18 protein-coding genes are annotated in these 23,926 nt (G+C 44.9%); 5 read left to right on the top strand and 13 right to left on the bottom strand.

Going from position 1 to position 23,926, the window contains the following annotated elements; translation table 11 throughout:
* Nucleotide 1: 1 nt before the first annotated feature.
* From ACQY73_RS10360 to ACQY73_RS10375, 4 genes are all read left to right on the top strand, one after another.
* The gene (locus ACQY73_RS10360) at nt 2-3,244 is read left to right on the top strand and encodes an efflux RND transporter permease subunit (RefSeq protein WP_428665158.1); all 3,243 of its coding nucleotides are present in this window, start codon (nt 2-4) and stop codon (nt 3,242-3,244) included.
* Between the two features lie 5 nt (nt 3,245-3,249).
* Entirely contained in the window at nt 3,250-4,353 is a 1,104-nt protein-coding gene (locus ACQY73_RS10365) for an efflux RND transporter periplasmic adaptor subunit (RefSeq protein WP_428665160.1), read from the top strand.
* 95 nt (nt 4,354-4,448) lie between these two features.
* Entirely contained in the window at nt 4,449-6,071 is a 1,623-nt protein-coding gene (locus tag ACQY73_RS10370; RefSeq protein ID WP_428665163.1) for an NADP-dependent glyceraldehyde-3-phosphate dehydrogenase, read from the top strand.
* A gap of 107 nt (nt 6,072-6,178) precedes the next feature.
* On the top strand, nt 6,179-7,249 hold the full coding sequence (locus ACQY73_RS10375; protein ID WP_428665165.1) for an asparaginase: 1,071 nt from the start codon (nt 6,179-6,181) through the stop codon (nt 7,247-7,249).
* 134 nt (nt 7,250-7,383) lie between these two features.
* Here ACQY73_RS10375 and ACQY73_RS10380 read toward each other — a convergent pair whose 3' ends face one another.
* Entirely contained in the window at nt 7,384-8,532 is a 1,149-nt protein-coding gene (locus ACQY73_RS10380) for a threonine aldolase family protein (protein WP_428665167.1), read from the bottom strand.
* A gap of 8 nt (nt 8,533-8,540) precedes the next feature.
* The gene (locus ACQY73_RS10385; protein WP_428665169.1) at nt 8,541-9,626 is read right to left on the bottom strand and encodes a creatininase family protein; all 1,086 of its coding nucleotides are present in this window, start codon (nt 9,624-9,626) and stop codon (nt 8,541-8,543) included.
* A 209-nt stretch (nt 9,627-9,835) separates the two neighbouring features.
* Here ACQY73_RS10385 and ACQY73_RS10390 point away from each other — a divergent pair, with 209 nt between their 5' ends.
* Entirely contained in the window at nt 9,836-10,270 is a 435-nt protein-coding gene (locus ACQY73_RS10390; protein WP_428665172.1) for a DUF2147 domain-containing protein, read from the top strand.
* Between the two features lie 85 nt (nt 10,271-10,355).
* Here ACQY73_RS10390 and ACQY73_RS10395 read toward each other — a convergent pair whose 3' ends face one another.
* The 11 genes from ACQY73_RS10395 to ACQY73_RS10445 form a co-directional block, all read right to left on the bottom strand.
* Nucleotides 10,356-11,696, bottom strand: coding sequence for a glycosyltransferase (locus ACQY73_RS10395; protein ID WP_428665175.1), 1,341 nt, complete (start codon nt 11,694-11,696; stop codon nt 10,356-10,358).
* Between the two features lie 158 nt (nt 11,697-11,854).
* The gene (locus tag ACQY73_RS10400) at nt 11,855-12,880 is read right to left on the bottom strand and encodes a sensor histidine kinase (RefSeq protein WP_428665178.1); all 1,026 of its coding nucleotides are present in this window, start codon (nt 12,878-12,880) and stop codon (nt 11,855-11,857) included.
* Between the two features lie 18 nt (nt 12,881-12,898).
* Nucleotides 12,899-13,933: a sensor histidine kinase gene (locus ACQY73_RS10405; RefSeq protein ID WP_428665181.1), complete on the bottom strand. Its 1,035-nt coding sequence runs from the start codon at nt 13,931-13,933 to the stop codon at nt 12,899-12,901.
* Nucleotides 13,930-14,733: a LytR/AlgR family response regulator transcription factor gene (locus ACQY73_RS10410; protein WP_428665184.1), complete on the bottom strand. Its 804-nt coding sequence runs from the start codon at nt 14,731-14,733 to the stop codon at nt 13,930-13,932. The genes ACQY73_RS10405 and ACQY73_RS10410 overlap by 4 nt, the downstream gene beginning before the upstream one ends.
* A gap of 93 nt (nt 14,734-14,826) precedes the next feature.
* Nucleotides 14,827-15,894 carry a sensor histidine kinase gene (locus tag ACQY73_RS10415; protein WP_428665187.1) on the bottom strand — a complete coding sequence of 356 codons (1,068 nt, stop codon included), beginning with the start codon at nt 15,892-15,894 and terminating at the stop codon, nt 14,827-14,829.
* A complete protein-coding gene (locus ACQY73_RS10420; protein WP_428665190.1) occupies nt 15,891-16,961 on the bottom strand; it encodes a sensor histidine kinase in 1,071 nt (356 codons plus the stop codon). Before ACQY73_RS10420 ends, ACQY73_RS10415 begins: the two co-directional genes overlap by 4 nt.
* A 78-nt stretch (nt 16,962-17,039) precedes the next feature.
* Nucleotides 17,040-18,197, bottom strand: a complete 1,158-nt coding sequence (locus ACQY73_RS10425) for a sensor histidine kinase (protein WP_428665193.1) — start codon at nt 18,195-18,197, stop codon at nt 17,040-17,042.
* On the bottom strand, nt 18,182-18,673 hold the full coding sequence (locus ACQY73_RS10430) for a hypothetical protein (RefSeq protein ID WP_428665196.1): 492 nt from the start codon (nt 18,671-18,673) through the stop codon (nt 18,182-18,184). The genes ACQY73_RS10425 and ACQY73_RS10430 overlap by 16 nt, the downstream gene beginning before the upstream one ends.
* A 196-nt stretch (nt 18,674-18,869) precedes the next feature.
* Nucleotides 18,870-20,447: a GH3 family domain-containing protein gene (locus tag ACQY73_RS10435; protein WP_428665199.1), complete on the bottom strand. Its 1,578-nt coding sequence runs from the start codon at nt 20,445-20,447 to the stop codon at nt 18,870-18,872.
* A gap of 109 nt (nt 20,448-20,556) precedes the next feature.
* Nucleotides 20,557-21,354, bottom strand: a complete 798-nt coding sequence (surE, locus tag ACQY73_RS10440) for a 5'/3'-nucleotidase SurE (RefSeq protein WP_428665202.1) — start codon at nt 21,352-21,354, stop codon at nt 20,557-20,559.
* A 189-nt stretch (nt 21,355-21,543) separates the two neighbouring features.
* Nucleotides 21,544-23,832 (bottom strand): glycosyl hydrolase family 95 catalytic domain-containing protein, encoded by a 2,289-nt coding sequence (locus ACQY73_RS10445; RefSeq protein ID WP_428665205.1) that lies wholly within the window; start codon nt 23,830-23,832, stop codon nt 21,544-21,546.
* Between the last annotated feature and the right edge of the window lie 94 nt (nt 23,833-23,926).

Below are 23,926 nucleotides of genomic sequence, written 5' to 3' on the forward strand. Positions count from 1 at the left end.
TATGCAATTAATCCTCTTTGCCCTGCGTAAGCCCATCACTATCATGGTGTTGGTTGCTTCGCTGTTTTTCTTTGGTATCAGTGCTCTTCGTACCATTAAGGTGGACATATTTCCAAAATTGGATATGCCCGTCATTTACATAGCTCACCCTTTCGGTGGATATACTCCTAACCAAATGGAGACTTTTTTTGGGAAACAATACATTAACCTGTTGCTGTACGTGAACGGGGTTAGGAACATTGAGACCAAAAACATTCAGGGACTTACCCTGATGAAAATGAATTTTTACCCCGGCACCAACATGGCGCAGGCCGCTGCCGAAGTAAGTGCTTTCTGTAACCGCGCTCAGGCCATTTTTCCCACGGGCTCGCAGCCGCCGTTCATCATTCGATTTGACGCGTCCACTTTACCCGTCGGGCAACTTATTTTGAGCAGCGATAAGCGGAGCAACAATGAATTGCTCGACATGGCCAACGTCTATGTTCGATCATCGTTTACCACCATTCCGGGCTTGGTTTCCGGGCCGCCTTTTGGAGGAAATATTCGTACCGTTGTCATTAAAGCCGATCCCGGGTTGCTTCGGGCACATAACATGACACCCGATCAATTGGTAGAAGCTATTCGTCTGAACAACCAGACGGCACCTTCCGGCAACGTTCGCATTGGCGATAAAAATTACATTACCCCTACCAATACAACGATTCGTAATATCAAGGATTTTGAGAATATTCCTTTGTTTAAAGGAGGCGTACAAAACCTTTATCTGCGCGACGTAGCCACGGTAGAAGATGGCGCCGACGTGACGGCAGGATATGGCTTGGTGAATGGCAAACGCTCTGTATATCTGAGCATTGCCAAAGGTGCCGATGCTTCTACGTGGGAAGTAGTACAAAAATTAAAGGCGGCTCTGCCCAAAATGCAGTCGCAATTGCCCGATGATGTCCACTTAACCTATGAATTTGACCAGTCGGTGTATGTTATCAATTCCGTTAAAAGCTTGGTGGTGGAAGGCGTCATTGGAGCCATTTTGACGGGCCTCATGGTGTTATTGTTTTTGGGAGATGCGCGTGGAGCATTGATCGTGATTTTGACCATTCCTACTTCCATTATTTCGGGGGTATTGTTTCTAAATCTTTTCGGGCAAACCATCAACATCATGACCTTGAGCGGGTTAGCACTCGCCATTGGGATTTTGGTGGATGAAAGTACCGTGACGATTGAGAATATTCACCAACACCTCGACATGGGCAAACCCAAGCGGTTGGCCATTTGGGATGCCTGTAAAGAGATTGCTTTTCCGAAATTGCTGATCCTGTTTTGTATTCTGGCCGTGTTCGCACCCGCTTTTACGATGGGCGGCATTCCGGGCTCCTTATTTTTGCCACTGGCACTTGCCATTGGTTTCAGCATGGTGGTGTCGTATTTTTTGGCGCAAACGTTCGTGCCTGTCATGGCCAACTGGATCATGAAAGCGCCCAAAGGCCACCATCATCCTTTTAAGTATCCGGCGGCTGATTCTGAAAACGATCTGCCTGATCAAAAGAAAGTGTTGGTTGAAAATGAAGACAGCAATCAGAACGGAAAGATAAGTCTCTTCGAACGTACCCGACTGCGTTTTCTACGCTTCATTGACCGAATGCTTCCTTTCCGCAAACTCATTGTCATTAGTTATCTGCTCATTACCTGTGCGTTATCGGTTTTTCTGCTTTCCACCATCGGCAAAGACGTTTTGCCTAAAGTAAACGGAAGCCAATTTCAGGTGCGCCTGCGTGCCGCCGAAGGAACCCGCATCGAGCGTACTGAAGAGAAAACCTTGGCAACCATCAACACCATTAAGGAAATAGTGGGTGCTGAAAACATCGTCGTTTCTTCGGCTTATGTGGGTCAACACCCGGCTTTGTTTTCGGTAAGTCCCATTTATTTATTCATGGCCGGGCCGCAGGAAGCAGTGCTCCAAGTAGCATTGAGCGAACATTACAAAGTCAACTTAGATGAATTAAAAGAAAACATCAGAAAACGGATCGCACAGAAAATCCCCGACATTAAACTTTCTTTTGAGCCTATCGAGCTGACGGATAAGATATTAAGCCAAGGTTCACCTACGCCCATCGAAGTACGGTTGTCGGGAAGGAACAAAAAAACGAATGAGGCGTATGCTCAAAAAGTAATTGATAAACTAAAGGAAATCAACTATTTGCGCGATGTACAGTTGGGCCAATCCAACAAATATCCATCCATCAACATCGAAGTGGACAGAATACGTGCCGCGCAGTTGGGTGTGGATATGAGTGACGTCAACCGTTCTCTGATCGCTTCGACTTCGTCTTCACGCTATACTGAAAAGAATGTGTGGGTGGATGAAAAAGGAGGTTTCAGTTACGGTGTTCAGGTGCAGGTGCCCGAAAATAAAATGAACAGCATTGATGAGATCGGTGAAGTGCCGTTGCTGAAAAATTCAGCACGCCCGATTCTGCGTGACATTGCGACCATCAAACCGGATACAACCTACGGTGAAAACGACAATATCGGGGCTTTACCCTTATTGTCAGTCACGGCCAATCTTAACAACAAAGATTTGGGAACTGCCGCCGCAGATGTCCAAAAAGCCATTTCCTCCTTGGGAGAATTACCGCGCGGGCTTTCGGTTGAATTGATCGGTATGAGCCAAACATTGACCGACACTTTAAACAGTTTGCAAAACGGATTGATCGTGGCCATTGTGGTTATTTTTCTCATGTTGGCGGCCAATTTCCAGTCGTTCAAAGTATCGGCTGTTGTGTTGGCTACGGTGCCGGCCGTAATCGTCGGCGCGTTAACGTTGCTGTTGTTAACGGGTTCAACGCTCAATCTGCAATCGTATATGGGTATTATCATGTCGGTTGGAGTTTCTATTTCCAATGCGGTCTTGCTGATTACCAACGCCGAACAGTTACGCCTACACAGCGGTAAAGCCATTTTAGCCGCCAAAGAAGCTGCTGCACTCCGTATGCGTCCCATCGTAATGACCACGCTCGCAATGGTGGCGGGAATGATTCCGATGGCCAGCGGTTTAGGCGAAGCCGGCGATCAATCGTCTCCGCTGGGTCGCGCCGTGATCGGTGGCCTGATCGCTTCCACGTTTGCCGTTTTATTTATTTTACCTTTGGTATTTGCGTGGGGACAGGAAAAAACAAGCACAAAATCAGTTTCATTAGAAGCCAACGACGAAGAAAGTAAACTGTACATTTCATCATTAAATGCATAAAAAAAATGAAAATCACTTCCTATTCATATCTATTCGTGGCGTGCAGTTTACCGCTTTTTGCCTTGGTAAGCAGTTGTTCGTCGCCCGAAGCAAAAAACGAGAACGTTAAAACGGTTGTTGAGCCACCGGCGCTCGAAACGTTTGAATTGCATAAAGGAAAAATTGCTTCTTCGTTACAAATCCCTGCGGAGTTGATGGCCTACCGCCAAGTGGATCTGTACGCCAAGGTCAACAGTTTTATCAAAGATTTGAAAGTTGACTTAGGGTCTGAGGTCAGAACGGGGCAATTATTGGCTACATTGGAAGCACCGGAATTAAGTTCACAATTGGCCGCCGCCGAATCAAAGCTGAAATCCCAGGAAGCTATTTACATGTCCAGTAATGCTACTTACAATCGTTTGTTGGAAACCAGTAAAACGCCGGGCACCATTTCTAAAAACGATCTGGATATCGCAATGGCCAAAAAGAACTCTGATCTGGCGCAGTTGGAAGCCATCAAAGCGTCTTACAAAGAGGCCGGTATCATGACCAATTACCTCAACATCACTGCACCTTTTGACGGAATCATTACCTCCCGGAATGTCAATTTAGGCGCTTATGTAGGACCTTCAGGCAAAGGTTCTGAACTGCCCGTTTTTACCTTACAGGAACTTCGCAAACTGCGTTTGGTTGTGCTTATTCCCGAAGCTTACAAAAGCTTGGTTAAACTCTCTGACGAAGTAAAGTTTACCGTAAAAGCCATCCCTGACCACGTATTCTCGGCCAAAATAATCCGCAGAGCGGGGGCATTGGATACTAAATTGCGCTCAGAACGAGTTGAATTGGATGTGATCAACGCCGACAAAACGCTCTCGCCGGGCATGGTCGCCGAGGCCATCATCAATTTATCCAGAAGTAACAATACCTTTGTCGTCCCTAAATCTGCGCTTATCAATACGAGCGAAGGATTGTTTCTCATCAAAGTTGTCAACAAAAAAACAGAGAGAGTGGAAGTAACCAAAGGACAGGAAACAGTAAGCGAGGCAGAAGTGTTTGGAAATGTGAATGAAGGCGATGTATTTGTAGCCAAAGCCAGCGAAGAAATCCGTAATGGCACTGTGATTCAGTAAATTATTATCAACCATCGCGTCGGCGAACCGATAAGGCATATAAGTTGCATATAAGAATTGCTTATATGGTTCAATTAAACAACCCATTAACAACTATGAATTTCCAAGAACAGCTCAACAAGTTATTTGTAAAAGAAAGTGAGATTCCGAAGGAGTTTCAAATTGAAGAAATTCACCAACGCGAATACTTGGTCAATGGTGAAATGAAAGCGTGGGACGGCGAGGTAAGCGAGGTGCATTCTCCTATTTTTGTATCAACGCCGGATGGTCTGAAACGGAAACTGATCGGAACTTATCCACTGGCCTCGGAAGTCGAAGCAACGGAAGCATTGGATGCCGCCGTGGCGGCTTACGACAGCGGGCGCGGACAATGGCCCACCATGAGCGTAAGTGACCGGATCCAATGTTTGGAACGCTTTGTGAAGAAAATGGGTGACCAGAAAGAATTGGTGGTAAAACTCATACTTTGGGAAATCGGCAAATCGTACGCCGACTCCGTGAAAGAATTTGATCGTACCGTTGATTACATTAATGCAACCATCAATGAACTGAAAGACATTGACCGCAGTTCGTCTAAATTCGAGATCAGTGAAGGCGTTATTGCCCAAATACGCCGCTCTCCTTTGGGCGTTGTGTTGTGCATGGGACCGTTCAACTACCCTCTTAATGAAACCTTTACGACGCTTATTCCTGCTCTTTTGATGGGCAATACCATTTTGTTTAAACCCCCGAAACACGGCACCTTATTGCACTATCCTTTACTGAAAGCCTTTCAGGAATCTTTCCCAAAAGGCGTAGTCAACACAGTATATGGACGTGGCGCAACGGTCATTCCGGGCATTATGCAAACGGGCAAGATCAACGTTTTGGCCTTTATCGGTTCCAGTAAGGTGGCCAATGAACTCAAAAAGGAACACCCAAAACTGAATCGTTTGCGGGCGGTGCTTAGTTTGGATGCCAAAAACGCCTCCATTGTCACCGAAAATGCTGATCTGGATTTAGCAGTAAGTGAAAATATTTTGGGAACATTATCGTACAATGGTCAACGCTGTACAGCCATCAAGATCATTTTTGTACACCAAAGCGTCGCTGAAGAATTTAACACCAAATTGAGCAACGCCATTGCTCAACTGAAATACGGAATGCCGTGGGAGAAAGGTGTAAACCTTACGCCCGTAGCAGAGCCCGGCAAACCCGCCTACCTCAAAGAGGTCATTGATGACGCCATCGCCAATGGGGCAAGTGTTGTCAACGAAAATGGTGGCGTTACGGCTGAATCCTTTGTCTATCCTGCCGTAGTATTTCCTGTCAATAAAAACATGCGACTTTATCGCGAAGAACAGTTCGGTCCGGTGATCCCTGTGATACCTTTTGATCATATTGAAGAGACCATTGACTACCTCATTGAATCGCCGCACGGACAGCAGGTAAGTATTTTCAGTAATGATGCCACGGAAGTTGCGGATCTGATTGACCCATTGGTAAATCAGGTAAGCCGTGTAAATATCAATTGCCAATGCCAACGCGGACCCGACGTATTTCCGTTTACCGGCCGGAAAGACAGTGCCGAAGGAACGTTATCTGTACATGATGCCCTGCGTTCTTTTTCGATCCGCTCATTGGTAGCTACCAAACTGAACGATGCCAACAAAGAGTTGCTGAACACCATTTTAAAAGAGCACCGTTCTGACTTTTTAACTACCAATTTTATCATTTGAGTTTGTTTTAAACTTGGGATTACAAATCCCAAGCAGTCGTGGTCCGGAGCGAATCGTCGCACCGTTACAAATCCGGACCAGCATTCAACTTTTAAACTTAATCGCTCTTGCCTGCATATAAAACAGTCACCATTAATCCCGTTTTACCTAACCGACCGCGTGCGTCGGTTTTGGTTATTTATACGGGAGGCACATTAGGCATGGTCTTTGAGAAAGGCCAATTAGTTCCTTTTGATTTTGAACAAATATTGGATAAACTTCCCGAAATCAAGCGATTGGATTTTGAGATCACGTTTACGAGTTTGGAAGAAATCATGGACTCTTCCAACATGCGCCCCGACGTATGGGCGGAAATTGCGCGTCTGATTCAACGTAATTATGAGTTGTACGATAGTTTTGTGATTTTACACGGAACAGATACGATGGCTTATACTGCCTCAGCATTGAGTTTCATGCTCCAAAACCTGGGAAAACCCGTGATTTTGACGGGGGCACAATTGCCCATCGGCGTGGCTCGCACTGACGCTCGTGAAAATATCATTACCGCTTTGGAAATTGCCGCCGCGCAGATAGATGGGCGTCCATTAGTACCGGAAGTATGTATCTATTTTCAAAACGTATTGTTACGCGGCAACCGCGCCAAAAAGAAAGAAAGTTCGCAGTTCAATGCTTTCCGCTCCGAAAATTACCCGTCTTTGGCCGAGGTTGGCGTCACGATTGAGTACAACTTTCCTTTCATTACTACTCCAAATCCTGATTTAGATTTTCGTACCCAACCTCAGTTGAATCAGAATGTGGCCATCCTAAAGCTCTTTCCGGGCATTACCCAAAACGTAGTTCGTTCGATTCTGTCTATTAACGACTTACGGGGAGTGGTAGTGGAAACCTTCGGTGCCGGCAATGCTCCTACCCTTCCTTGGTTTTTGCACGAATTAAAAGAAGCGACCGAACGAGGCATCATACTCATGAACGTATCGCAATGCGACGGCGGACGCGTAATGCAGGGACGCTATCAGACAAGTACATGGTTTGATAAGATCGGTGTAGTAAGCGGCGGCGATATTACTGTCGAAGCCGCCATTACCAAAATGATGTGGGTATTACAGCATGAAAGCGATTTAGGACGTATCCGAGAACGCTTGGCCGCACCTTTGGCAGGTGAAATGAGTTTGTTTTAAGTCGCAGTCGCGTCTGCCGCCGTCGCTCGCGTCCCGCGAGTGACGACTATTTTGAGGCTTCCAGCCTCGTTTATGAAAGGCCAGAGGCCTTGTGATAGTCGTCACTCGCGAGACGCGAGCGACTGCGGGAAAAACTACATCTCGCTTTCTTTCAATGATTCGCTAAAACGGCTTGCCAAATTGGGTGCCGATTCTCGAAGAAGGGAAGGGTTTACTTTCAATAAAAATCCATTGGCGGTCGGAGCAGATACCTGAATATTCTTTTTAGCAAGCGCTTCTTTGAAACGTTCGGCATTCGCTTTTTTTACTTCCAACCCTACAATGTGGGAGCCGTTTTCAAACTTAGTAATTTTAAACCGCTCGTCCTTCTGAAGAAGAGAAAACAAGGTTTCGGCTTTTTGCCACGATTGTTTATAATCTTCGGCAAAACTATTGACAAAATGCAGGGCCACCGCCGCAAACGCCCACGCCGTGGGAAGTCCGCCGCCAAACATCCGTCGTTCGTGAAATAGGTTCTCGGTAAAGCTTTTAGGTCCCGCCAACACTGCCCCCGAAGCCGCGTTGAAACATTTCCAAAGAGATGTATAAACAGTATCAAACGGCGCACAATACTGCACAACACTTATATTGTTATGAATGGGCTGCACAAACACCCGCGCCCCATCCAAGTGCATTTTTATGTTATTGTTTTTGGCGTAATCCGCTATTTTTTTTACGCTCTCATACCTAAACAGTTGGTCTTTTTGTCGCCGTACGGGCGATTCAATAGAGATGACGCCAACGTGCGTTTCTACGCGTCCTCCCTGCGTTTTTTTGACCACATAGTCCAGCTCTTCCAACGTGAATTCGACCGCATTTAGACCGAGAGGAATTAGATTCAGATTGCTCAACGTTTGAGAACAATCGCCCGTATCGTTATACAAGTGACTCTGTTCCTGCACAATCACTCTACGATTCTGCCCTGCCAAACGCCGAATAGCCATGTGATTGGCCAACGTTCCGGTGGGCATAAATACCGCTGATTCTTTCCCAAACAGTTTCGCAAAAACCGCTTCCATTTCTTCTACCACACCGCCGTTGGAGTAATAATCGGCCTTAATTTTTCCTTCATCGGCCAATTTCATCAGCAAGCCGGCATACTCTTTGGGAGAAAGCGCCAACCCATCGTGCATAAAATCGACTTCGCCTGTTGGATTCTGAGGTTTTGATGTCGCAAAAACATCCGGTTGGGAAGCCGTAGCGGCAATGAGTCCACCCAGTTTCAAAAAGTCTTTTCTTTTCATGGCACTTATCAGTTTGTTTTTGTTATCCAAAAGCTTTCTCCCCGATACTGACACCATGCTTTGTTGACGCCGCCACTTTCATTTTTTACAAAAAGAATGTTCAGGTTCATGGAAGAGAAATAATCGGGCGCATCTTTGTACAGCGGAAAAAAATTTCGGGAATCCTTACCGTCCCACGTAAAATAGAGTTTGCCATCTTTTTGGTAAAGCACCATTTCTTTGCCCGAACCATTCACGTATTTCCCTTCGTACAGCTTGTATTCAGCACTTTTGTCCTGCATTTTGGGCAAAGCGCAAGTGCTTACGCTATCAACTTCGCGAATCAGTTCTTTGGCAAAAGCGGCCATGCTCTTTCGGCCTTTTTCAGGCGTGGCTAAGGCTGCATATCCGTTGACTCCACTGGTATTCAAATTCCCTCCATCAATCTTTACCGGCGTCATATTTCCCGACTTCCCTTTCATGGAGGAATCATTGACAGCTTTACGCATATCAACCAAATCAGGACGAATCATCAACATATTGGAAGATTCCAGTTCGTCGGCGTGGCCGCTGTAGGTTTTGGTGCGAAAAGGTTGCTCAGCATTGACAAATCCCTGACGGTCATAGCGACTGTAATACAACAAGATCCCTTCTTCTGCCAACGTATTGGCTGCCGTCAGTAAGGTAGGCGTAGTACTTACACCAATGTTGATAATGTAAAAACGCCTGGGGCCATACGCCGCCAAACTCCTCACAATCTGCACGACGGTATTGGTAGCGGTGGCAAAATTGATACTTGTCGAACCGGGATATTTCAAAAAAGCAGGATAAAATCCATAACTAACCACGGGCGTGATAATAACATTTCGCTGAAGCGCAATCTCTTTGGCGTATGCCTCGGCTTGCAGGTAATCAGTGGCTAAAGGCAGGTGTGGGCCGTGTTCCTTAGACCCCGCTCCCAAAGGAATTACCACAACGGCATCAGGAGTGAGAAGTTTTTGGGCTGTCGGCCATGAAATATCTTCCAAATAAATGGCTTTGTTTTGCGAATTACGCTTTTGGGCCATCGACGAAAACGCAATCAGAACGCACAAAGAGAGTAGTATTTTTTTCATAAGGGCAAGAGAATAACTTGAACGCATACTAGCCATTTTCGGGCTTTACCTTTAAAAATAGATACTTCAAGGCATAAATCCAATTTATTGATTTTCAGCCCAATTTCTTTTGTTCCGATTTATTTGTATTCAACGGGATTTGTCCCTCAAAACCAAACCATTCCTTTGTCAGTTATATAACTTTGCCTCAACTATCCACCGCAAACACCATGAAAATACTCCTTATTTCCGCCTCATTGCTGCTTTTGAGCGACAAAAGTACGTTTGGTCAAAATGCCGACGCGATCTTAGGCGTGTGGCTCAATGCCGACAAAGACGGTAAAATTCAAATCTACAAATCGGGCAATGAGTACTTTGGAAAGCTGATCTGGGGTAAAAATCTCTACGAATCCGACGGTAAAACGCCTAAAAAAGATGTCAAAAACAGTGATGCTACCTTAAAAGGTCGCCCCCTTTTAAACATGCCTATCTTGGAGCACTATGTTTTTCAGAAAGGTGAATGGCGTAACGGTAAAGTATACGATCCCAAAAGCGGCAAAACCTACGACAGCGTTATGAAATTAAAAGACGGCAAACTGGAGATCAGAGGATACATAAAAGTAGTCACTTTTGGCAAAACAACGGTTTGGACCAAAGCAGACTAAACTCTTGTTGGCGCAAGAAAAATGCCCTTCGACAACGCTAACCGAGCTTTATCGAAGGGCATTTTTTCAAAAGAAGAAGGAATGATCAGGAATGAACTTCTGAAACCTGACGCATAGGCGACGATTTACCGCTTTTGCTTCCAAACAACTCTTTAATGTATTTCTCGCACAGAGCATTGGGCGAATATTGCCGAAATTCCGAGCTCAGTTTCTGAACGTTACGTTTGTATTCTTTGTCGGCCATAATTTTTTCCACGCTTTTGCGGATTTGCGCAGGCTTGGGCGTTTCGGTCTTGAGGTTAATTCCAAGCTTGAAATAGCCAATCCGAGCGGCAATCTCATTTTTGCCTTCGTGCACACCGGCAGCGACCATCGGTACTTCGTGCTGAATGCTCAGCATTACGCCGCCATAACCGGCGTTGGTTACATACACATTCACAAAGGGCATTACCGAATTAAAATCAATGAAATCTTCGATGATAAAATGAGTCTGCGGATAGCGCTCCCGCAACTCAGCGGTTTGTGACCCACCCGTGGTGACAATGACCAACGTATCGGGGTCGTTTTTAAACGCTTCTAAGGTAGGCACAATGATCTTACTTGGGTCACGCTCTACTGTTCCCTGGGTTGCCAACAGCACTTTTTGGTAGGTCTTGGTTTTTGCAGCATGCGTAAAAAAATGTTTAACATTACCCTTGTATGGCAATAAAGGCCCAACAAAACGCACATTTTTACTCATATCTTTTCGCTCGTACTCAAATCCGGGTACGCCGCTTTGCAAATACAAATCAGGCATCCGAATAGCGGCATCGAAAACAAAGTCTTTTGTTGGTTCAAGTCCATATTCGTCCAAATATTTATTGAAAAGGTTTGTACAGGGTTTGAGTAAAACTTCAGTAGTCAAATAGCTGAGAAACGAATGCCACCGCTTGATCATGAAGTGGATCGATGGGCTCTTGCCCATGCCTGAAGGAGGCAAATCTTCGGAAGTTTCACTGTAAGGAACTACTCCGACAGCTGCAACGGGAATATTAAGCAACTGCTTGATGACAGGACCCGCAGTAAATGCAAGGTCGTATACAATTAAATCAAACGGCCAATCTTGGTAAATACGTTTTACATCTTCGACAAACTCAGGAATGCGCTCAATAAACACGCGATTGATGTCAAATCGTAGGCGGGCAATTGTTCCCTTGATGCGTTTACGCTCGGGAAACAACTCATCCAAATTGTACTGATTGATTTCCACGGCCTTTTGAAACGGGAAATGATCCACTCCCAGTTTCCGTAATTTGTCGGCATAAGAAGCTCCCGCGTACCAAGCCACTTCGTAGCCCAATGACTGGAGATGAACGGCAAGACCTGTAAGCGGATTAAAATGCCCTTCAAAAGGCATGGTGGCAAATAGAATTTTTTTGTTTTGCATGGCTGTATAAATGGTTAATGTTCGATGCAAAATTGTTGTCAAAAACCATTTTCAGCAATTTCAATCACGATGAATCATCACAGCCGGCCGTCGAAACGGTATAAGGTGCCAATGAATTGTACTTGACGGCAGTTGAATAACTATGCAAGTATTTACTGTTAGATGAGCGGCAAGGTGACAATAAAACGTTCTCCGTCATCCTGCACCATTGGTCTTTTTTGACCCAACATCTCGTATTTGGCCATGATATTGCTCAGTCCTACCCCGTTGGAAGCCACCCGTACTTTTCGACGTTGCAAATTATTACTGATGACCAATTGCTGCAACGCATTGGTTTCAATCGTTATTCGCAAGGGCTGTTCGGGAAAAACGACGTTGTGTTTGACCGCATTTTCAATCAATAACTGCATCGTTAACGGTGGCATTTGATACGATTGCAGCTCTTGGGCTACATTCACCTGCAACGTCAGCCCATTCCCGTGTCGGGTTTTCAATAGAAGATAATACGACCGAATAAACGCCAATTCGGCCGCCAATGTGGTCAGATTCTGCGCATTGTCGCGCAATAAATACCGATAGACCGAGCTTAACTCTTCGACAAACTCTTCGGCCTGAGCGGGTGATTCGCTGATGAGAGAAGACAGAGAATTAAGACTGTTGAACAGAAAATGAGGGTTTACCTGGTGTTGCAAAGAGGTCAATTGGCTTTGGAGATTTATTTTTTCCAATTCGTCCTTTTCAATGTAATCACGCTTCCATTCCCGAAATGAATAACTCCCCTCATAAATAGCGTAATAGATAATATGACAGAAGAGTTGAATACCCAGCGTGCGGCAATAATCGACAACACTATCAAAATATAAAAAATGTCCATCTGTGATGAACCAAACAGAATGCGCCAAAATCCAGGCAAAATTGCCCAAAACCGGCATCAGTGCTAAAAGAAGAAGAAGGCGTTTTCGCGCATGAACCAATCCGGGAAAACGTTGCTGAATGGACAAAACCGTCCAACGCGCCACCTGCCAGCTGATGATGGCCGCGGTAAGCATAATGAGATCGTTTTTCAAAATCGTTTCCAACGGAGAAGCCACATACCACACCAATCGAAAAAAGAATTCGACAAACGCAAATACGAGTATAGGCCCGATGATGCGAAATTTGGTCGTGTGAACAATGGTATTCATGCGCTTGGATACACAATCTCAAAGGGTTGGTGTGATCAGGGGAAGACGAACCGTAAAGTGGTTGTCGGTGTCAATGATTTCAATGGCCCCGTAGTCCAGTATACGATATTTAGCCGCAATATTGGCCAATCCCACGCGATTGGAGGCTACTCTTACGGTCTTTCGCTGTACGTTGTTCTGCACTACCAAGGTATTATTTTCTATAGAAATATCAATCATTAAAGGGTTTTCGGGCAAAATCGCATTGTGCTTCACGGCGTTTTCGACCAATACCTGTAACGTCAGGGGTGGCAATTGAAAATCATCGTGGCCTTTCAGTCCATCCAAATGCAGTTGAATCCCTTCGCCATAACGCGTTTTGAGCAGGTGAAAATACGAAAGAATAAAGCTTATCTCTTCCCGGACAGTCGCTAATTCATGCTCGTTATTCCGTAATAAGTACCGATATACACTGCTGATCTCGTCCACAAATGTTTCTGCTTTGGCAGGATTTTCGGTAATCAGAGCGGTGAGCGCATTCAGGCTATTGAATAAAAAATGGGGATTGATCTGGCTTTTCAGCGAGTCTAATTGTGTTTGCAAACTTGCTTTTTTCAGCGCTTCTTTGGCGGCATGACTTTTTTGCCATTCTCTCAATACGTAAAATCCTTCATTGATAATGATGTAAACACTGTTGTAAAAAATTTGAATTCCTATGGTATAAATATATTGCGGTAAAGGTGTGTGTCGGACAAACCCCAACGGGATTCGTATCGACGTTCTGACGGCAATAGCGTAAAAAACAAAAAAAGGAAAGGCCACCAACAACCAAAGGCAACGCCTTCGGGTGTTTTGATAGCCCGGATATATTTTTTGCAGGCGTCTGATCACAAAGCGTGTACTCTCCCAACAAATATAGCCGGCCGTCAAGGCGATCGCATCTGAGATAAGCAGATCAATGGTATGTAATTCAAAATACCAGTTGAGACGAAAAAATACGGTACCGATCAAAAACAGTACAATTGGCCCAAATATTCGGAGTTTTGTGTCACTGAAAGGAATCAAACGCTTCATTTGCCCATCCACCGCTTAAAGTCCGTGGCGCGCTCTCTGCTTACCAATACTTCATCATCGGCATTTGGCTTAAGGATCAACTTCAATTTATTATTAAAATAAGGGTGCACCTGCTGTACCGTATTGATGTGCACAATGTACTGGCGGTTGGCTCGAAAAAAATGCGACGGATCAAGCATTGCTTCCAATTCGTCCAACGGATAATCCAACGAAAATTTCTGATTTGCTGTTGTCCGAAACAGGCTGACGCCCTCTTCGGAATAAAAATAGGCAATATCGCTTACCTCAATAGGTACCCATTGTTGCAGGTGTTTTACCAAAAAACGGCGGCGGTAATCAGCCGGTTGAATATGCTGCCGGAGTTGTTGCACCAACGCATCAATGTCTACCGTTTTGGTTTCGTTTTTGCCGGCAGCAGCTCCGTTGGCAAAATGCGTCCGTTTGTATTTTTCGAGGCTCGCTTCCAGCTCGTGCCTTTTGATAGGCTTGAGCAAATAGTCGATGCTGTTGACCTTAAACGCGCGCAAAGCGTACTCGTCATAAGAGGTTGTAAATATAACGGGGGCACTAACGGTGGTCTGCTCAAATATCTCAAAACTCTGTCCATCGGCAAGTTCAATATCCATCAAAATCAGATCAGGGCTTAAAGATTGCCCTTGGGCATTGGCATTGAGCCACGCTACGGAAGACCTTACACTGGCACAGGTGCCTACGATGTTAATACTCTCATCCACATCCAGCAACAATTTTGACAGTTTTCGAACGGCAAGTTCTTCGTCTTCAATGATTAATATATTCATGGTTAAGCAATGGTTAATATTCTAAATGTCGGCGATACAAGTCGGTTTTTCAAGAATGGAGTCCCTGAAACGGTACAAACCGCCTTTGAAACGTCAGTTCCTGCGTATCAAAGGCAATGTTACCGTAAAAAAGGCATCGTCGTCCTGTACCACTACCTCTCCCCCTCCCAACAATCGGTATTGAGTGGTAATATTTGCCAATCCTACCCTGTTGGATAAAACCTTCGTAGACTTACGCTGCAAATTATTTCGAATCCTCAATCGTCCCGGTTCGCCGGTTTGTTCCGACGGATGGCCGGCCGATATGGTTTCAATGTGAATATGAAGCGGCTGCTCGGGCAAGATAACATTGTGTTTGATGGCGTTTTCGAGCAATAGCTGCAACGTCAGCGGCGGCAAAAGATACTCTTGATAATCATCATCAATGGCTTGCTCCAACCGTATATTTTCACCGTAGCGAGTGCTCAATAAATGAAAATATGAATTGGCAAACGTCAACTCATCCGACAATCTAACCAGTTGGGTCTCGTTGCTTCGCAGCAAATACCGGTATACACTGCTCATTTCTTCCACAAATCGCTCGGCCTGATCGGTATCTTCTTCTATAAGCGATGAAAGTGAATTGAGTGAATTGAACAAAAAATGAGGGTTGATCTGACTTTTCAGGCCTTCAAACTGAGTTTGGAGATGAATCTTTTTAAGTTGCTCCGTTTCCCGCAACGTCTTTTCCCATTGTTCAAAGGCATTGATACTTTCAAAAACAGCCGTTACTACGATCACAGTAAAAATAACAAAACTCAGCCCCCATGCCAGTCGAACAGGCTGTGGATGATACTCCGAGAAACCTGCTAAACCAAAACTTTGATAAGCGATCCAAGTAAAAAGACAAGAGTTAAAACAACTCAATATAACGGTATAAATCAATCGTTTAACAAGTTGATTGGGGTGCTGATACAACCGGTGATATTCGAGCGCAATAATATTATTGATAAACCAGTGAGGATAAATAAAGCCAAACATAAGTAATGACGTTACTAAAAATATGCGCCAATCACTCCAGTACAGATTTCCTATCAAAATCCAGTTTACCAAAGGTATATACACCGGCAAAACAGCCAATTGTATTACCGTATTTTGTTTGGTATATGCAGGGATTTTCACAGATTTGACAGTTTAGGATTGACAGATCCCGACAAGATTTGTTCACGCTGAAACAATGCTATCCGAACGGTAAAATGCCGACCATCATCTTCAATAACAGGTTGAGGAAAGCCCAACATCTCAAAATTAGCGGCTAATTTCATCAGCCTGCCCTGTGAAGGCGCTACCGACGTTCGTTTACGTTTAATGCTGTTTCTTACAACCAACTCTCCATTCACCGTAGTTTGAATAAAAAACCTTAGCGGTTGGTCCGACAGTAACTGATTATGACGAAGGGCATTCTCAATCAGTACCTGTAACGTAAGCGAAGGGAGCAGGCAATCGGCAAAATATTCATTCATGTCCAGTTCCCATCGAAGAACATCCCCAAAACGCGTATCCAGTAAATAACGATAGGAATTCAGAAAACTGACCTCTTCGGACAACGTAACCATTGGCTTTTGGCCTGCCTGAAGCAAATACCGATACACACTCGAAAGCTCATCTAAAAATAACCCGGCCCGACGTTTATCTTCACTGATCAAGGCTGAAAGGCAATTGAGTGAATTAAACAAAAAATGAGGATTGACCTGGTTTTTCAGGCTATCGTACTGGCTTTGCAATCCTTCCTTTTTGACCGCTTCAGCTTCCTGTACCGCTTCTCCGTATTTCCTCAGATAATAGATGGCTTCGTAGGTAGAACCTATGAGTACTGTACATACCAATCCGCCAACCACATTGAGGGCATACGAACGCCAGGTAAGGGCAACTACATAAAAACCGGCAAGATCAATTAATCCCACAAACACCAACTGTAAAATTACGGTGAGTGAAACATACCCTACAATGGTGGTTACTACCCGTTGGCGCGTCTGATTGATGTTGGCATAACGGCTGCGAACGTACAATACCCAACCTACTGTCAACTCCCAAATCAGCACAATGTAGACCGTACTAAGTACTGACCGGCTCAGGTAAATTTTGGCGTCGAAGTCATAGCGGTTATTTCTAAAATAAAAGAAATTAAGCACTAACGCCAAAGCCAGGGTAATGATTCGGCGGGGCCATTTATCATTGAGCGGTTTCAAAAGTGTGCAGAATTAAGCAAACGATTATGTACAAATTTAATAAATTTAAAAATGCAGGATACCGGTTTCCATGGATTGTTATTCAATAAGGGGTAAAAAAACGGCAAATTGGATTTCGGTTTCGTGAACGGTCGGAGTAGCCTGCCCCAGCATTTTGTATTTCGTTAGTATATTATTGAGCCCAAGACCGTTGGAATGAATTTTGGCATTTTTTCGTTGCAGGTTATTGGTGATTATCAACTGATTAAGGGCATTTGTAGAAATAGTAATGGTAAGCGGTTCTTCGGGAAGAATGATATTGTGCTTTACGGCATTTTCAACCAGTAATTGCAACGTTAAGGGAGGGAGCTGAAAGGCTTCATGGCGCGAATCTACATTGACGAACAGTCGCAGGCCGGCTCCGTAGCGGGTTTTGAGCAAATGCGCATACGAATGGATAAAGTCCAACTCAGCCGCCAATGTGGTCAAGTTATGTTCATTCGACCGGAGTAAATACCGGTACACGGTACTCAATTCTTCCAAAAACAGCGACGCCTGCTTGGGATCTTCCTCAATGAGTGTTCCCAACGCATTCAGACTATTGAACAAAAAATGGGGGTTTACCTGTTGCTTTAGTGCTTCCAGTTGGCTTTGGAGATTTGTTTTCTCAAGGGCTTCTTTTTCCCGCTCCGCCTGCCGTAGACGGTTGTTCATTTGTCGGGATTCCAACACGAAGAAAAGAGCCTCGTACATCCCTAAAAACAACAAAAATAAAATTCCGGCCTGCACAAAATCAATTCCATACACCGGAAAAGAAAGGCCATGACCATTTACCGTAATAATTACCTGATAATTGATAAAATCATTAAGCGACCGGTGTCTAACCCAATAACGGGCAATGCTCAAAATCCAGTGAATCAATGCCATGCTCACTGTTCCGGCAACAAACGTAAAAAACAGACGTTGAAGCACCTGCTTACGGTGAATGTACCGCTCTCTTAACGTAAAGATGATCAAGCGCACAACCTCCCAGGTGACTACAATTTCAATAAGTATAAGTACCAGATTTACTGTTTCGACCCAACTGAAGGGTAGGTTGAGATAATTAGTAAGTGATACGCTCACCAGCATCAACAATGTGATGCCGATGAGACGTAACCAATAATCATTCAGTCCGGTCAATTGAATAAACGTTGAATAATGAATACTTAATCCAAGGTATATTTTTTCGAGTAATCTGCCTAAACGGCTTTCCAAGTCATTACCGCTTTAAGCACAAAGCCATCTTCCTCTACTTCTACCTGCGCTTTCAAAACTTTTGACGATGCCTCAATGATCTTCCATTCCGAAATATCGTTTTTATCGTCAGCAGCTACAATACGCAAAATTTGCGTCTGCTCGTTGTACGTCCAGGTTCCCGCATCCCCCTCGCTTGGACCGTCGTCATCACAACGCAGAAGTCCGTTCTCGCCCGACATCCTGCCGCCTTTTTCAAAAATCACAATGTTATCTTTTTCGCATGCCTGCAAAAAAGCCATCAGGTCAGGATCTACTTTTCCGTCACCGTCGAGGTCAACCGCCGGCGTCATCACAAATGAGCTAAGGATCAACCGTTTGCCCACAAAAACAGGCCCATCTGCGGGGTCGATTTCGTTGTCGTTTTTCTTGCAGCCGGCAAGGGTCATCATCATGAAGGCCATTGCCGCCACAATGAAAGAATTAATTCGTTTCATGGCTTAAAAATTTTGATTGTTTAAAATGGTTGTATGAATGCGTCGGAAGGGAAGCAGGCATCAGGTGCCTGAAAAGATACTGCCCTTCGACAACGCAAAGATGGCGTTTGTCGAAGGGCAGTATCAATCAACAGCTCGTTGAAGTGTAATATTCTATCGGTGAATAGGGAAAAAGTGCTTTTAAAAAGGAGTACGTTTATTTCAAATTAACGGTTTCAACCTGTACCCCCTGCTCCTGTAAGTAGGCTTCCCATTCGTCAATAAGGTTCTTTTTCAGTACGCGGGGAAACTTGTTCTGGCCTCCCATTTTTCCTCTTTTTGCCATCCAGCCAAGAAATGTAGCCGAAGGCAAAACTGTTACAAAAACGTCTTTCAAAGCATGTCGCCGTTCTACAATATAATCGTCATTCAGTATCTTAAGATGAGCATCTATCTTGTCGCGCAGCATGTCAGCATCTACCGCATCGTCGGTGCCAATGTACCATTGATGGGCAAAAAGTGAATCATGGCTAATGCCCGCCACGGTAAACTCCTTCACCGTAATACCCAAGTCTTCGGCGCTGAGTTCTACGGCTTTGTTCATATTTTCTACGGAAAGGTGCTCCCCGCAAAGACTCAAATAATGCTTAGTACGGCCCGTAATGGTAATTTCGGCGCGGCGTTTGTTGGCGAATTTAATCGTATCTCCAATCAAATACCGCCAAGCTCCCGAGCAGGTAGAAATCAGCAGCGCATAATCCACTCCTTCTTCCACTTCATCGATCATCAGCGTTTGCGGATTAGCGACCAATTCACCGTCTTCGTTAAAGTTTTTATCATTGAACGGCACAAATTCGTAGAAAATACCGTTGTCGAGCACCAACCGCATGCCATCGGCGTGCGGGCGATTTTGGAAGGCAATGAATCCTTCCGAAGCTAAATAGGTATCAATGTAAATAAGTGGCTTGCCGAGAAGTTTCTCAAAACCGGCCCGATAAGGCTCAAAAGAAACACCGCCGTGGCCGAAAACGCTCAAATTAGGCCATATTTCATGGATATTCTTGAGATTATACCGTTCAATGATTCGCTCCATGATGATTTGCAACCAAGCCGGCACGCCTGCCATAAAGCCGATGTCCCAGTGCTGTGCTTCTTCCACAATTTTCTCCAGTTTCCGGCTCCAATCACGCTCACGGGCTATCTCGCGCCCGGGTTTATAATAACGCTCAAACCAAAAAGGGATATTGGCCGCATTGATTCCGCTTACATCACCCTGAAAACGTCCTTCGTCAATCACACTCAATTCTGTGCTGCCGCCGATCATCAGGAAACCTTTTTCATAAAGGTCACTGGGTAATTCTTCGTAACGTCCCAATGACAAAATCTGACGAATACTCGCGCGTTGGAAGGCTTTGGTCATGGCTTTGGTAACGGGAATGTACTTGGAAGCCGCCTCTGAAGTACCCGAACTCAACGCAAAGTATTTGACGCGCCCGGGCCAGCAGACATTCTTTTCTCCTTCGTGCGCCTTGTGCCACCAGTCGCGGAAAATTTTTTCGTAATTATGAACAGGAACGAACTGTTTGTATTTTTCGTAAAACGCATTGCCTTCGTCAAAAACGGCTGTATTAAGTATTTCTTCAAAATTATACTTTTCGCCAAACTGCGTATATCGCGCCTTTGCAAGAAGTTTACTCAACGTTTTTCGCTGCACTTTTGCGTGGTTATTTTTTTCACGCTGAATGCTTACGGTCAGCTTTAGTCCTCCTTTTAACAAGTTTCCTAAAAGTGCCATGCTATCAGGGGTTTTTAGTTGATTGATTATATTTCATAGGTTGAGGGGGTTATGTGCAAGGAAATTAAGCGTAAAGCGGCAAAAATCCAATAATCTGACCCTCAAACCATTAACTTTCCGGTACTTTCTCTTCCAATTGCCACTTTTTCATGAGTTCTACTGTGTTGTAAGCTGTCATGTCGTATTGACAAGGTACCACCGCAGCATAATTATTGGCCAATGCCCATTCATCCGTGTCCTCATTGCCTTCGTCGAAGTTGACAAAATTGCCGGCCATCCAAAAATAACTGCGCCCATAAGGATCTTTTCTTTTCTCAAACTCCTCCTGCCATTTTCCGTTTGTTTGGCGACAGATACGCGTCCCTTTCAACGGCTCACCCGATTTTTTGGGGAAATTTACATTCAGGGCTACTCCCTTTGGCAATCCATTTTCCAAGACAGCCTTGGCGATCTGCAAAATGTAGGGTTTGGCGTGGGAAAAATCGGCATTCGGTGCAAAATCGCACAATGAGAAGCCAATGGCGGGAATTCCTTCAATGGCTGCCTCAATGGCCGCCGACATGGTTCCGGAATACAGAATACTGATCGAGCTGTTTGATCCGTGATTCACCCCACTCACTACCAGATCGGGAGTACGGTCTTTTAACACATAATGCTTCCCTAACTTCACACAATCTGCCGGCGTACCACTGCATTCGTAGGCTCTTACCTCTTTGAAAATCTCAGTTGCATGTAAGCGCAAAGGCTCGCCGATCGTAATGGCATGTCCCATACCCGACTGCGGACTGTCAGGTGCTACCACAACCACTTCTCCCAACTCTTTCATTAACTCTACTAAGGTTCTGATTCCTAACGAGGTAATCCCATCGTCGTTGCTGACTAGTATTAGTGGTTTTGGAGAAGGCATATTCGGTTAGTTCTCTTTTATGGCGCGCAAAGTTACAGACAAATCATTAGATTTTTACTTTTGATTTTACCCCCTTCCAAACCATGTTCTTTTGTGCAAAGAAGGAATTAAATAAACGAGAACAAGCGGCAATTATTCTATAAAATTACTGGTGTTCATGCTTCATTCTGCTGTATTTCCCTTTTTTCATCATTCATAACCATTCTTAAAAACAATAAATCCTCCTTTTTGAAAACTGATCTCTACAAATTCATTTTCTATTTTTTCCAGCACAGCGCCTTTTTTTTCTTTCACAAAATGAGTTTTGAAAGGCAATTTCAGCCGTGCCAAACCGCCTTTTTCTGACCTTAAAACAATTTCGTCTACCAAGCCGCCGCTGCGTTTTGCGCTTACCAACGTTGCTCCCTCAGTACGTAAATTTTTGAAAGAAACCTCTTTCCAATCAGCAGGCACGGCAGGAAATACCTCAATAAAACCCGCATAACTTTGTACCAGCATTTCCTGAACTCCTGCCGCAAAAGCAAAATTTCCCTCCAATGTAAACGGCCGATATGTAAACTTCGACAGTCCTGATTTGGTCTGGTCACCGTTGGCGTGAAACGAGTTGGGTAAGCAAAATGCAGTAGCAAACGTCCGTAACGTTTTGGCGGCACCGACACCGTCTTTAGCCCGTGCCTTCAAACTTCCCAACCACGCATACGAATACCCACACCACCAATCAGGGCCGATCTTATCGAGTAAAGCAAGGCTGTTTTTGATCATTTTTTGGTCATTCTCACCATTTTCCCAACGTATTTCTCCCAAAGGATGAATCGCCATTAAATGCGAGAAATGACGGTGCGATTCATTATATGGCAACGAGGGCGCAAATTTCAATTCCGCGTTTTCGGAAACAGCATAGGAAGAAAACTGACTGAAAATCATCCGCCAATGCGCGGCGTCCTGCGTTAGTTTCAACTCCGTCGCCAACTCGGCAGCTTTGCTAAACGTAAAACGCATAAGCGACAGATCGTAATTGGTATTCTCCGAAAACCAAGCTGTTACCTTATTATCATTGATCTCGGGACTTGAACTGATGGGTAATTGGCGTTTTCCCTGCGCATTCAAAAACGTGTTCTTTTCTAAGAATGTTGCCACTTCTTTGAACCACGGATACGCTCGCTTTTGGAGAAAATCGCGGTCCATGCTGTAGCGCCATTGCAAATAATAATGCTGCGCCAACCATGAGGAAACCGTGGGCGAAAAAGAATACTGAATCCAGCCACCCATCGGAACACCCGTAAGCGTGGTCACTCCCGGCACGTTGATTCCGTCGGTTTGGTAAAACCACTTGGTATAATCGCGGTAAGCGGTACGGTTTTGGTCAAGGTGATCGAGATAGCCGAGGGTTTCATCCAAATGGTTGGCGGCATAGCCGGGCCAATAACTTAATTGCGTATTCAGATCGTGATGAAAATCTCCTTTCCAAGGCGGCAGCCGACCATTGTCGGCCGTCCAAACGGCCTGTAGTGAAATCGGCGGAGCACCTCGGCGGGCGGTGCTGCCAAATTTGTATTGTTCCAGATAGTATTGTTTTTCCAGAACAGTGTCAGGCAACGTAATGCCTGATTTTGTCCAGAAATTTTGCCACCATGCTTCATGCGTCAGTACTGCCTTGTCAAAAGCTAATACATTGGCCGTCAATTTACTCGCTTCGATTTTTGGTTTATCCGGATAATGCGCTGAAATAGCCCAAACTCCTTCCCACGCAGTGGCCGCCGTTTGTTTCCAGCGTACGCTTACTTCGTATTCAAAACCGCCCCAACCTTTTTGGCGATACGTAGATGAATTACTGTTTTGTGTTATTTTTCCCTGTTTATACCCCAACCGCGCCAGATCATCACCTGCCACCGAGCCGCCCGCCGTTTTATCTACTTCGCCTTCGTATTTGGGAGTTAATAAATTGATCTTAAACGCTTTCACCCCTTCCAGTCGAAAATACCCAAGCGCCGATGCAGCGTGCACAAAAGACGTAAGTTTGGCTCCATTGGTCCATTTTACTTCAGCTATCGCTTTCTGAATATCCACCCTGGCTGAGTTTACTTCGCCCCACTCTTTTGCGTCAATTTCTAAAGCTGCACCGGGAATTTTGCTTGGTGCAGGTTCGCGCTCATACGGCACATCGCCGTATTGCTGCACTGCCGTATAGTTGTTTTTTTTGATCTGCTCCTGCACCCACGCATAGGTAAATTCAGGCTTCTTCATGCCTTCCATCGGGCGCAGATCCCAGAGTTCGGCGTGGTCGAGCGAGAAACGTACTTTATCTCCTTTTTGCCAGATCAACTCTCCTATGAAACCATTGCCCAACGGCAGCGCTTCGTCCCAACGCGTTGGGAGTTTATCAAAAACCAAATCGTGTTTGGCAGCAACTTGGGCAACGGATCGATGGTTTCCCCACAAGGAGAAAATCAGCAGTAAACAAAAAAGGTGTTTGAACATCTTGAGTTGTTTTTTATTAAAAGGCACAATAGAAGATTTACTTACCACTAAAGTAGTAAACACAAATCAGGGATCAGTACATATAATGTTGACT

The organism is Runella sp. (assembly GCF_965279615.1).
Classification (GTDB): Bacteria; Bacteroidota; Bacteroidia; order Cytophagales; family Spirosomataceae; genus Runella.